Annotated in this window: 10 protein-coding genes; 6 read left to right on the top strand and 4 right to left on the bottom strand. The window is 66.0% G+C overall.

The genetic code is table 11. From position 1 onward, the window contains the following. Positions 1-9: 9 nt before the first annotated feature. Both pyrC and ACFPAH_RS01055 read right to left on the bottom strand, forming a co-directional pair. Positions 10-1,059, bottom strand: a complete 1,050-nt coding sequence (pyrC, locus tag ACFPAH_RS01060; RefSeq protein ID WP_379739313.1) for a dihydroorotase — start codon at positions 1,057-1,059, stop codon at positions 10-12. 151 nt (positions 1,060-1,210) lie between these two features. Beyond that, complete coding sequence (locus ACFPAH_RS01055) at positions 1,211-1,936, bottom strand: amino acid ABC transporter ATP-binding protein (RefSeq protein ID WP_379739311.1); 726 nt, start codon at positions 1,934-1,936, stop codon at positions 1,211-1,213. Between the two features lie 191 nt (positions 1,937-2,127). Between ACFPAH_RS01055 and ACFPAH_RS01050 the strand changes: the two genes are divergently transcribed. The 3 genes from ACFPAH_RS01050 to ACFPAH_RS01040 all read left to right on the top strand — a co-directional run bounded on the left by ACFPAH_RS01050 (position 2,128) and on the right by ACFPAH_RS01040 (position 5,884). Continuing rightward, complete coding sequence (locus ACFPAH_RS01050) at positions 2,128-3,396, top strand: dicarboxylate/amino acid:cation symporter (RefSeq protein ID WP_379739308.1); 1,269 nt, start codon at positions 2,128-2,130, stop codon at positions 3,394-3,396. Positions 3,397-3,472: 76 nt separating this feature from the next. Beyond that, positions 3,473-4,765: a metal-dependent hydrolase family protein gene (locus tag ACFPAH_RS01045; protein WP_379739305.1), complete on the top strand. Its 1,293-nt coding sequence runs from the start codon at positions 3,473-3,475 to the stop codon at positions 4,763-4,765. 30 nt (positions 4,766-4,795) lie between these two features. Beyond that, positions 4,796-5,884 carry a type II asparaginase gene (locus ACFPAH_RS01040; protein ID WP_379739302.1) on the top strand — a complete coding sequence of 363 codons (1,089 nt, stop codon included), beginning with the start codon at positions 4,796-4,798 and terminating at the stop codon, positions 5,882-5,884. 163 nt (positions 5,885-6,047) lie between these two features. Here the strand turns inward: ACFPAH_RS01040 and ACFPAH_RS01035 are convergent, their stop codons facing one another. Next, positions 6,048-7,898 carry an ABCB family ABC transporter ATP-binding protein/permease gene (locus ACFPAH_RS01035; RefSeq protein WP_379739299.1) on the bottom strand — a complete coding sequence of 617 codons (1,851 nt, stop codon included), beginning with the start codon at positions 7,896-7,898 and terminating at the stop codon, positions 6,048-6,050. Positions 7,899-7,960: 62 nt separating this feature from the next. Here ACFPAH_RS01035 and ACFPAH_RS01030 point away from each other — a divergent pair, with 62 nt between their 5' ends. Both ACFPAH_RS01030 and ACFPAH_RS01025 read left to right on the top strand, forming a co-directional pair. Continuing rightward, positions 7,961-8,401 (top strand): acyl-CoA thioesterase, encoded by a 441-nt coding sequence (locus ACFPAH_RS01030; protein WP_379739296.1) that lies wholly within the window; start codon positions 7,961-7,963, stop codon positions 8,399-8,401. A 1-nt stretch (position 8,402) separates the two neighbouring features. After that, positions 8,403-9,968: an alkaline phosphatase D family protein gene (locus tag ACFPAH_RS01025; RefSeq protein ID WP_379739293.1), complete on the top strand. Its 1,566-nt coding sequence runs from the start codon at positions 8,403-8,405 to the stop codon at positions 9,966-9,968. Here the strand turns inward: ACFPAH_RS01025 and ACFPAH_RS01020 are convergent. Beyond that, positions 9,955-10,956: a GlxA family transcriptional regulator gene (locus tag ACFPAH_RS01020; RefSeq protein WP_379739290.1), complete on the bottom strand. Its 1,002-nt coding sequence runs from the start codon at positions 10,954-10,956 to the stop codon at positions 9,955-9,957. The two genes, ACFPAH_RS01025 and ACFPAH_RS01020, sit on opposite strands and share 14 nt — an antisense overlap. Positions 10,957-11,037: 81 nt before the next feature. Here ACFPAH_RS01020 and ACFPAH_RS01015 point away from each other — a divergent pair, with 81 nt between their 5' ends. Beyond that, the gene (locus ACFPAH_RS01015; protein WP_379739287.1) at positions 11,038-11,718 is read left to right on the top strand and encodes a DJ-1/PfpI family protein; all 681 of its coding nucleotides are present in this window, start codon (positions 11,038-11,040) and stop codon (positions 11,716-11,718) included. Positions 11,719-11,825: the final 107 nt, after the last annotated feature.

Below are 11,825 nucleotides of genomic sequence, written 5' to 3'. Positions count from 1 at the left end.
GTCCGACACTTAGAGCATCTTCCAGTCGATGCGTTCGCCGGCGTTGAGCGGCACCAGCTCGTTCTCGCCCATCGGCACGGTGGCCGGCAGGTTCCACGATTCGCGCACCAGCGTGATCGTGCCTTCGTTGCGCGGCAGGCCGTAGAAGGCCGGGCCGTTAAAACTGGCAAACGCTTCCAGTTTATCCAGCGCGCCGGCCTGGGCGAAGGCTTCGGTGTACAGCTCCATCGCGTGCAGGGCCGTGTAGCAGCCGGCGCAGCCGCAGCTGGACTCCTTGGCGCCGATGGCGTGCGGGGCGGAGTCGGTGCCGAGGAAGAAGCGCTCGTCGCCGCTGGTGGCGGCCGTGACCAGCGCCAGCCGGTGTTCTTCGCGCTTCAGCACCGGCAGGCAGTAATAGTGCGGGCGGATGCCGCCGCGGAAGATCTCGTTGCGGTTGTACAGCAGGTGGTGCGCCGTGATGGTGGCGGCGATCGGCCCTTCGGCCTCGGCCACGTACTGGGCCGCGTCCTTGGTGGTGATGTGCTCGAAGACGATCGAGAGGGCCGGCAGGTCGCGCCGCAACGGGCGCATCACGCGCTCGATGAAGACGGCCTCGCGGTCGAACAGGTCGATGTCGTTGTCGGTCACTTCGCCGTGCACCAGCAGCGGCATGCCGACTTCCTGCATCACCTCGAGCACCTTGTAGCAGTTGCGCAGGTCGGTCACCCCGGCATCGGAGTTGGTGGTGGCGCCAGCCGGGTACAGCTTGACCGCATGGATGAAACCGCTGTCCATGGCACGCCGGATCTCGTCCGGATCGGTATTGTTGGTCAGGTACAGCGTCATCAGCGGCTCGAACTGGGCACCTTCCGGCAGCGCGGCCAGGATGCGGTCGCGGTAGGCTGCCGCCGCCGCGACCGTGGTGACCGGCGGTTTCAGGTTCGGCATCACGATGGCGCGCGCGAACTGGCGCGCGGTATGCGGCAACACGCTGGCCAGCGCCGCGCCGTCGCGCAGGTGCAGGTGCCAGTCGTCTGGACGGGTGATCGTGATGGATTGCGGGGTCTCGATGGTGGACATGGCGGCTCTCGGATTGCGGGACGGCGTTATTTTACCCGTATGGGGAATTTGTGGTCCGTCCAGAGTACGGGCTCGCGGAGGAGCGCGTACCGCGTGGGGTCATCGAGGCCGGGGGCCTCAATGACATGCCCAGCCTACAACAACGGTCTGCTCAGTGGATGATCCTGGCGAGGAACTCGCGCGCACGCTCCGAGCGCGGGGCACTGAAGAACTGGTCCTTCGGGGTGTCCTCGACGATACGGCCGTGGTCCATGAAGACGATGCGGTCGGCCACCTTGCGCGCAAAGCCCATCTCGTGGGTGACGACCATCATGGTCATGCCGTCCTGCGCCAGCTTGACCATCACCTCCAACACTTCGCCGATCATCTCCGGGTCGAGCGCGGAAGTCGGTTCGTCGAACAGCATCGCCACCGGGTCCATCGCCAGCGCCCGCGCGATCGCCACGCGCTGCTGCTGGCCGCCGGAGAGCTGGCTGGGGAATTTGTCCTGGTGCGCCAGCAGGCCGACCCGGTCGAGGTAGGCCAGGCCGCGCTCGATCGCCTCCGCCTTGCCGCGCCCGAGCACCTTGACCTGCGCCAGCGTCAGGTTCTCGCGCACCGACAGGTGCGGGAACAATTCGAAATTCTGGAATACCATGCCGATCCTGGCGCGCAGCCTGGGCAGGTCGGTCTTGCGGTCGGTGACCGCCACGCCATCGACGCGGATCGTCCCCTGCTGCACGGGCTCGAGACCGTTGACCGTTTTGATCAGCGTGGATTTGCCCGAACCGGAGGGCCCGCACACCACCACCACGTCGCCGCGCGCGACTTGGGTACTGCATTCGGCCAGCACCTGGAAGTCGCCATACCATTTGCTGACCTTGTCAATTTCTATCATGTTTAACTTGTTGTTTCAGCATCTTGAGCGTGCTTGACAGCACTAACAGCGCCTAGGATACTGCGGAACTTGCCAAGATACTCAGAACGAGCTCTCGTTCTTCATAGAACACCCGATTTGCCCTGTCGAGCGCGCCTGGATCACAAGTCCGGGCGCGCTCGGTGGACGCACAGGCCGACCACTGGAAGCATATGAATAATCGAAACCGCCTCACTACTTATATCCTGATCGGCCTCGCCCTGGGCATCGGCATGGGTTACGTTGCCAACACCAACTTCGCCGACCCGGCCGCTTTTGCCGACAAGATGTCGCTGATCACGACGATGTTCCTGCGCCTGATCAAAATGATCATCGCGCCGCTGGTCTTCGCGACCCTGGTGGTCGGCATCGCGCGCATGGGCGACGCCAAGGAAGTCGGCCGCATCGGCGTCAAGGCGCTCGGCTGGTTCGTGATCGCCTCGATCATTTCGCTGGCGCTGGGCCTGGTCCTGGTGAACCTGTTCCGTCCGGGCGATGCGATGTTCGCGGCCGGCATGGCGCCGCCGATCGGCACCGATTCGGGCATTGCCACCACCAGCCTGACGCTCAAGGAATTCATCACCCACCTGATCCCGTCCTCGATCGTCGACGGCATGGCCAAGAACGAGATCCTGCAGATCGTCGTGTTCTCGCTGTTCTTCGGCACGGCCGCTGCCGCCGTCGGCGCGCGCGCCACGCCGATGATCGACGCCATCGACGGCGTCGCCCACGTGATGCTGAAGGTGACCGGCTATGTGATGAACTTCGCGCCGATCGCCGTGTTCGCGGCAGTGGCCGGCGTCATCGCCAAGAGCGGCCTCGGCGTGCTGCAAACCTACGGCATCTTCATGGCCGAGTTCTACCTCGGCATCGTCCTGCTGTGGGTGGTGCTGATCCTGGCCGGCATGGCCTTCCTCGGGCCGCGCGTGCTGCGCCTGATCGGCCTGCTGAAAGAGCCGACCATCCTGGCCTTCACCTGCGCCTCGTCGGAAGCGGCCTTCCCGAAGACCCTGGAAAGCCTGGAGAAATTCGGCGTCAAGAACCGCCTGGCCGCGTTTGTCCTGCCGGTCGGCTACTCGTTCAACCTCGACGGCTCGATGATGTACTGCACCTTCGCCGCCGTCTTCATCGCCCAGGCCTACGGCATCGAGCTGTCGTGGTCGACCCAGATCACGATGATGCTGGTGCTGATGCTGACCTCGAAGGGCATGGCCGGCGTGCCGCGCGCCTCGCTGGTCGTGATCGCCGCCACGCTCTCCCAGTTCAACATTCCGGAAGCCGGCCTGCTGCTCCTGCTGGGCATCGACCACTTCCTGGACATGGCCCGTTCGGCCACCAACGTGATCGGCAACGGCATCGCCACCGCGGTCGTCGCCAAGTGGGAAGGCGAACTCGAGGAGCATGTACCGCACAAGGACGTTGCGACGTCACCGCTGCGCTGACGTCGACAAGCAAGCACACGGGCCTTCCAGCGATGGGAGGCCTTTTTTTTGATAAAAAAAGCATGGGGGAGCACACATGAAACAGCTGTATGCAGCAGGTTTGCTGGTAGTCCTGAACGGCGCCAACGCCGCCACTCAAACGGTCGACTGCGGCCGCCTGCTCGACGTGAAAAGCGGCACCTGGCGCGAGCGCGTCAGCATCGTGATCGAGAACGGCACGGTAACCTCGGTCGGCCCGATGACGCCGCCCGCCGCCGGCACCGATCACATCGACCTGTCGACCAAATCCTGCCTGCCCGGCCTGATCGACATGCACGTGCACCTGACCAGTGAAACCGCGCCGGCGATCGACGCCTACCGCGACCGCCTCACCGCCGACCCGGCCGACATGGCCTTCCGCTCGGTCAAGTACGCCGAGCGCACGCTGCTGGCCGGCTTCACCACGGTGCGCGACCTCGGCGCCGCCGATGGCCTGAACGTGTCCCTGAAACGCGCGATCGCGGCCGGCGCGGTGCCGGGCCCGCGCATGTTCACCGCCGGCAAATCGATCGCCACCACCGGCGGCCATGCCGACCCGACCAACAACCTGTCGCACTTCCTGAGCGAAAAGGTCGGCACGCCGGGACCGGAACAAGGCGTGATCGACAGCCCCGAGCAGGGCCGCCAGGCCGTGCGCCAGCGCTACAAGGAAGGCGCGGACCTGATCAAGATCACCGCCACCGGCGGCGTGCTGAGCCAGGCCGCGAACGGCCAGAATTCGCAGTACACCGAAGACGAACTGAAGGCGATCGTCAGCACCGCCAAGGATTACGGCTTCCGCGTCGCCGCCCACGCCCACGGCGCCGAAGGCATGAAGCGCGCCCTGCGCGCCGGCGTCGACTCGATCGAGCACGGCACCCTGATGGACGACGAAACGGTGGCCTTGTTCAAGAAGACCGGTCACTGGTACGTTCCAACCATCTCGGCCGGCCGCTATGTCGCCGACAAGGCCAAGCTCGACGGCTATTATTCGGCGCTGGTGCGTCCAAAGGCGGCCGCCATCGGCCCGCAACTGCAGGCGACGTTTGCGCGCGCCCACAAGGCGGGGGTAAAAATCGCGTTCGGCACCGACGCCGGCGTGTTCCCGCACGGAGAGAACGCGAAAGAGTTCGGCTACATGGTCGAAGCGGGGATGTCGCCGCTCGAGGCGATTCGCAGCGCCACGCTGCACGCGGCCGCCCTGCTCGACCAGCCGCAACGCCTGGGCATGATCGCGCCCGGCTTTGCCGCCGACATCGTCGCCGTCGACGGCGACCCGCTGCGCGACGTGAAACTGCTCGAGCAGGTCAAGTTTGTGATGAAGGACGGCGTCGTCTACAAGAAGCTGTAAGGCGCCGGTAGTTTTAAGAGGAGAAGTAGCATGCTGTTCCAACGATCCACCCGTTCGGCCGCCGCGCTGTTCGGGTTCCTGTTCTGTCTCGCGCTGGCATCGACGGCGCAGGCCGAGAGCGCCGCCCGGCTGCCGAACGTGACCATCCTCGCCACCGGCGGGACCATCGCCGGCACCGGCGCGACCAGCACCACGACGGTCGGCTACACGGCCGCCACGGTCGGCGTCCAGGCGCTGATCGCGGCGGTGCCGGAGATGACGAAAATCGCCAAGGTCAGCGGCGAGCAGGTGTTGCAGATCGCCAGCGAAAACATGGGCAACGAGCACTGGCTGCTGCTCGCCAAGCGCGTCAACACCCTGCTGGGGCAAAGCAACGTGGACGGCATCGTGATCACCCACGGCACCGACACGCTGGAGGAAACGGCCTACTTCCTGAACCTGGTCGTCAAGAGCAAAAAGCCGGTGGTGGTGGTCGGGTCGATGCGCCCGTCCACCGCGCTGTCGGCCGACGGCCCGATCAACCTGTACAACGCGGTGATGCTGGCAGGTTCAACCGAGGCCGTCGGGCGCGGCGTGCTGGTCGCGATGAACGACCAGATCCACGGCGCGCGCGACGTCACCAAGGCGAACACGACCACCACCGACACCTTCCGCGCGGCGGAACTGGGCATGCTCGGCTACATCCAGGGCGGCAAGCCGTATTTCTATCGCGCGCCGCTGCGCCGCCACACGGTCGAGACCGAGTTCGACGTGACGAACCTGTCGGCGCTGCCGGCAGTCGAAGTGGCCTACGCGTATGCGAACGTGGGGCCGGCGGCGGTCGAGGCGCTGGTGGCCACCGGCGCCAAGGGGCTGGTGCATGCCGGCGTGGGGAATGGCTCGCTGCCGGCCAAGGTGCGCCCCGCCCTCTCCGCCGCGCGCAAGCAGGGTGTGATCATCGTGCGTTCGAGCCGGGTCGGCCAGGGCATCGTGGCGAGGAATGGCGAAGCCAATGACGATGAGCTCGATTTCGTGGCGGGGGATAATCTGTCGCCGCAGAAGGCGCGCATTCTGTTGATGCTGGCGCTGACCAGGACGAACAATACGCGCGAGATTCAGCGGATGTTCTCGACCTATTGATCGGGTTTATACGGGGCACGTGGCGCTGTTGCGTGCCCTGTTATTGGTGTTTTACATCCGCGTGGGCACAAGTGCCCACCCTACGGTCACCATCATCGGCGAGATCATTCGCAACCCGTAGGGTGGACTCCGAGTCCACGCGGATCAACAGCGCCAAGTCGCCTTATTCCCCCTGCAACTCCAGCGGCGCCGACGCCACATCCTCATCCGGCCGCGCCAGCTGGCGTTCCCACATCTGCGCATACAGGCCGCGCGCCGCCAATAAACTCTGGTGCGTGCCGCGCTCGACGATTTTCCCGTGGTCGAGCACGATGATCTGCTGGGCGTCGGCAATCGTCGACAGGCGGTGCGCAATGACCAGGGTCGTTCGATTGCGAGCGATCTCCTTCAGCTGCGCCTGGATTGCCTGCTCCGACTTCGAATCGAGCGCCGACGTCGCCTCGTCGAAAATCAGGATCGCGGGGTTCTTCAATAACGTGCGCGCGATCGCCACCCGCTGCTTCTCGCCCCCCGACAGTTTTAGCCCGCGCTCGCCGACCATCGTCCCGTAGCCGTCCGGCAGGCTCTCGATGAAATCATGGATCGAGGCCGCGCGCGCCGCGGCGACAATGTCGGCACGGCTGGCGCCCGGCCGTCCGTAGGCGATGTTGTATTCGATGCTGTCGTTGAACAGCACCGTATCCTGGGGCACGATGCCGATCGCGGCGCGCAGCGAAGCTTGCGTGACGCTGCGGATGTCCTGGCCGTCGATGCTGATCGATCCCTGGTTCACGTCGTAGAAGCGGAACAGCAGCCGCGACAGGGTCGACTTGCCCGAGCCGCTGTGCCCGACCACGGCCGTCGTGGTCCCGGCCGGAATGGCGAAATCGACATCGAACAGGATCTGGCGCTTGGCTTCATAGCTGAATTCCACATGCGAAAATTCGACCCGCGCGCCCTTCGCGACCAGCGCCTGGGCGCCCGGCGTATCGGCCACCTCGCGGTTCTGGTCGAGCAGGCCGAACAGGCGCTCCATGTCGGCCAGCGCCTGCTTGATCTCGCGGTAGATCACCCCTAGAAAATTGAGCGGAATGTACAGCTGGATCATGAAGGCGTTCACCAGCACCAGGTCGCCCAGCGTCATGGTGCCGGCAATTACCCCTTCGGTCGCGCGCCACAGGATCAGGGTGACGGCGGTGGCGATGATCAAGGACTGGCCCGTGTTCAGCACCGACAGCGAGGTCTGCGAGCGCACGGCCGCGTTCTCGTAATGCTGCAGGCCCTGGTCGTAGCGCTTGGCCTCGTAGTCCTCGTTGCCGAAGTATTTGACGGTCTCGTAGTTGATCAGCGAGTCGATCGCCTTGGTGTTGGCTTTCGAGTCGAGGTCGTTCATGGTCCGCCGGAAATGGGTGCGCCACTCGGTGACGAGCACCGTGAACACGATGTAGGTGACCAGCGCCACCGCCGTGATGATCGAGAACCACTTGTCGTACTTGACGACCAGGTAGCCGAGCACGAGCGTGATTTCGACCAGGGTCGGCAGCACGTTGAACAGCGAGTAGGAGATGAGCGAATTCACGCCGCGCGTGCCGCGCTCGATGTCGCGCGTCATGCCGCCCGTCTGGCGGTTCAGGTGAAAGCGCAGCGACAGCGCGTGCAGGTGGCGGAACACTTGCAAGGCGATGGTGCGTACCGCCCGCTGGGTGACGCGCGCGAACAGGAATTCGCGCAGTTCCGTAAACACCGTGGTCGACAGGCGCAGCAGGCCGTAGGCGATCAGCGCGCCGACCGGCAGCACCAGCAGCGCCTGCGGGTTCGCCGGGTCGATCGCCAGCCGGTCGATCAGTTGCTTCAGCACCAGCGGCACGCCGACGTTGGCCATCTTCGCGCCGATCAGCGCGCCGAGCGCGGCGATCACGCGCCATTTATATACCCACAGGTAGGGGAACAGGGTCTTCAGCGTGGCCCAGTCGCTGCGCTGCCGGCCTTTCGCATCGGGCGGTGGCGGGAGGGAGGAAGCGGAAGAGCGTCGCATGGCAGGGGTCCGGGATTTATGGTTCAATTCGGGACGATTGTAGCTTCTCACGGAAATTCAAGATGACCACCCCCGAAAACACCACCCCTGTCCACACGAACCGCCTGCCGGAGGGAAAGATGCCGCAGCTGCGCGTGATGCCGGCGCCGCATGACGCCAACGTGTACGGAGACGTGTTCGGCGGCTGGATCATGGCGCAAGTCGATATTGCCGGCTCGCTGCCGGCCACTCGCCGCGCGAACGGCCGCGTGGCCACCATCGCCGTGAACTCCTTCCTGTTCAAGAACCCGGTGTTCGTGGGTGACCTGCTCTCCTTCTATGCCGACATCGTCAAGGTCGGCAATACCTCGATCACCGTGTATGTCGAGGTGTACGCGGAACGCAACCGCCTGCAGACGAACGTCGTCAAGGTGACCGAAGCGACGCTGACCTATGTCGCCACCGGCGAGGACCGCAAGCCGCGCCAGCTGCCGCCGCTCGAGTCGCTGATCTCGCATCAATAAGTTGGAGGCGCGCCGGACCTTCCTGCTCGATGCGGCGCGCCTGCTTGCCCTCGGCAGTGCCGGCGCCAGCCTGCCGGCCAGCGCTGCTTCCTCGTACCCCTTTTCGCTCGGCGTCGCCTCCGGCTCGCCGCTGCCGCATGCCGTCATCCTGTGGACCCGCATCCTGCCCGACCCGCTCGATGCGGCCTCCAGCCCCGCGATCGCGCTGACCGTGCGCTGGGAAGTGGCCGAGGACGAGGCGTTTCGCAAGGTCGTGGCGCAAGGCAAGGCGGTCGCTTCCCCGGCGCTGGCGCACAGCGTCCACGTCGACGCCACCGGATTGCGGCCGGACCGCGTCTACTGGTATCGCTTCATGCTCGGCAATGCCGTCAGCCCGGTCGGCCGCACCCGCACCGCACCGTTGGCCGACGCCCTGCCCGCGCTATTCAGACTGGCGGTCGCCTCCTGCCAGCACTGGGAATTCGGCCACTACGCCGCGCACCGCCACATTGCCGCCGCCGCGCCGGACCTGGTCGCCTTCCTGGGCGATTACATCTACGAATGGGGTCCCTACCAGCTGCGCCATCCGGCCCGGGCGATCCGCAGCCACGAATCGTTCACGCTGGCCCAGTACCGCGCGCGCTACGCGCAATATAAAAGCGATCCCGACCTGCAAAACGCGCACCACGCCGCGCCCTGGATCGTGACCTGGGACGACCACGAAGTCGCCAACGACTACGCCGGCGACATCGACGAGCGGCTATCGGGCGACTTCGCCGCGCGCCGCGCCGCCGCCTACCAGGCCTTTTATGAACACATGCCGCTGCGCCTGCCGCCGCCGCAGAGCGGGCGCTTCGGTTCCCTCCGTATGTTCCAGCGCTATGACTGGGGCCGCCTGGCGCGCTTCCACGTCCTCGACGACCGCCAGTACCGCTCGCCGCTGCCCTGTCCGAAACCCGGGCGCGGCGGCTCGAACGTGGTGCTGGCGCGCGCCTGCGAAGCGCTGCGCGACCCCAGCCGCACGATGCTGGGCAGCGAGCAGGAAGCCTGGCTGGCCCAGGGTTTGTCGTCTTCGCGTGCACGCTGGAACATCCTGGCCCAGCAGACGCCGATGGCGCAGTCGAGCGGGGTGCCGGTGCGGCTCCCCGAGGATGGGCGCTTCTGGACCGATGGCTGGGACGGCTATCCGCTGGCGCGGCGGCGCCTGCTCGACGCGCTCGTAAAAAGCGGGGCGAACAATCCGCTGGTACTGGCCGGCGACGTGCACACCTTTTATGCCAGCGAGTTGCGGCGCGATTTCGGCCGGCCGGTCTCGAAAAGCAACCCGGTGCTGGCGCCGGAATTCTGCGGCACCTCGATCACCTCGAGTTCGCGCCCGCAGCACCGTACCCAGGAAAACGTCGAGCGCAATCCGCACATGCTGTACGGGCGCAGCGACAAGCGCGGGTACATGCTGATCGAGGTCACGCCGCAGGCGGCGAACGCCCGCTTTATCGCACTCGACAATGTGCACGACGCGGACTCCGGCCAGTCGGTGCTGGCTTCGTTTGCCGTTCAGGCCGGTTCGCCCACGCTCACGCGCCGGTAGGTGCGCACTCCCGCATGGCTGGCGATTGCGCGTGCATGTCGCGAAACAGCGCCGGCGCCATGCCGAAGCGACGGTCGAATGCCTTGGAAAACTGTGCCGCCGTCGCATAGCCGGTGCGTGCCGCGATCTCCTTGAGCGGAGCGCCGGCAGCCAGCAGGCTGCGCGCCTCCTCCAGCCGCAGGGTTTCCACGAAACGCGCGGGGGTGTCGCCAACGGCCTGCGTGAATTTCCGGTGAAAACTGCGGTCGGACATCGACATCCGCGCGGCCAGCGTCGGCACGTCGAGCCTGGCCGACAGGTGGCTCCGGATCCAGTCGATCAGGCCGGAAAACGGTGCGCTGGCCTGGGCCTGGGCCATCAACAAGGAGCTGAACTGGGACTGGTAGCCGGGACGCCGCGCGTACAGCACCAGGCCCCTGGCGACGGCGCCGGCGACGGCAGCGCCGAGATCGCGCTCGACGAGCGCCAGCGCCATGTCGATCCCGGTCGTGACACCGGCGGAGGTCCACACCCGGCCATCCTCCACATACAGCGCGTTCGCATCGACCTGTACCTGCGGATAGCGCCTGGACAGTTCGGAGCAGGCTTGCCAGTGGGTCGCGACGCGCTTGCCGTCGACCAGGCCCAGGTGTGCCAGCAGGAAGACTCCGGTGCAGATCGAACCGAAACGCCGTGCGCGCGTGCTCGCCTCTCTCAGCCAGGCCGCGACCGCGCCATGCCGGGCGAGCTGGCGCAGCGCGGCCGCATCGCCGCCGGCGACGAGCACGGTGTCGAGCGTGCCCGCTTCGACCGTGCAGAAGGGCTGGGTGCCGAGCGCGAGGCCGCAGTTACTGCTCACTTCCCCACCCTCTGGCGACAGGACATGCAGCCGGTAACGCGGGTTGCCCGCCGCCTGGTTGGCGGCGGCGAAGACGGCGGCGGGACCGGTCACGTCCAGGATCTGGACGCCGGCATAAGCCAGTATGGCAATGTTGAGCGGGGGTGGCATTGGCAGAATTTAACGTGATTCTGTCATTTCTGCCATTTAAAAGCTTTCTAGAATGGCACTTTCTCTCACGACGGTGCAGACATGAACGAAACCATTCACATCGGCTTCCTGCTGTTTCCCAATCTCACCCAGCTCGACCTGACCGGCCCGGTCCAGATCCTGAGCCGGGTCCCGCATGCGAAGGTGCACCTGCTGTGGAAGGATACGGAGCCGGTGATGACGGACGCCGGTTTCGCCATCGTCCCCACTTGCCGCTTCGATGCCAGTCCGCGGCTCGACGTCCTGTGCGTGCCGGGCGGCTTTGGTATCGGCGAACTGCTGGGAGACCGCGAGACGCTCGATTTCCTGCGCCGCCAGGGTGAGGCTGCGCGCTACGTCACGTCCGTCTGCAACGGCTCGCTGGTGCTGGGCGCGGCAGGCCTGCTGGACGGCTACCGGGCGGCCTGCCACTGGATGTGGCGTCATCACCTGCCCCGTTTTGGTGCGGAGCCCGTGGCGGCGCGGATCGTGCGCGACCGCAACCGCATTTCCGGCGGCGGGGTGACCGCGGGTATCGATTTCGGCCTGGCGCTGGCGGCCGAACTGGCAGGCGACGCGCTGGCGAAAACCCTGCAACTGGCCTTCGAATACGACCCGCAACCGCCCTTCGATTGCGGGTCGCCCGACAAAGCGGGCGCGGAACTGGTCATGAGACTGCAGCAGCTGCAAGCGGCGCGGCTTGCGGCCGTCGAGCAGCGCATCGATGCGGCGGCCTTGTACTGATCCGGCCGAGAAGCAGCCGCCAGCCGGCGAGGGTCCGTCGGCGGGCTCTGTCACATCATGTTGCAGGGTAGGCGCGCACGGCCGGGGTCAGGCCGGTGCGCGGCGCC

The organism is Massilia sp. GCM10023247 (genome assembly GCF_042653325.1).
In the GTDB taxonomy this organism is placed as follows: Bacteria; Pseudomonadota; Gammaproteobacteria; order Burkholderiales; family Burkholderiaceae_D; genus Telluria.
Note: the sequence above shows the minus strand (reverse complement) of the source record. Positions and strands in the feature narration are given on the sequence as shown.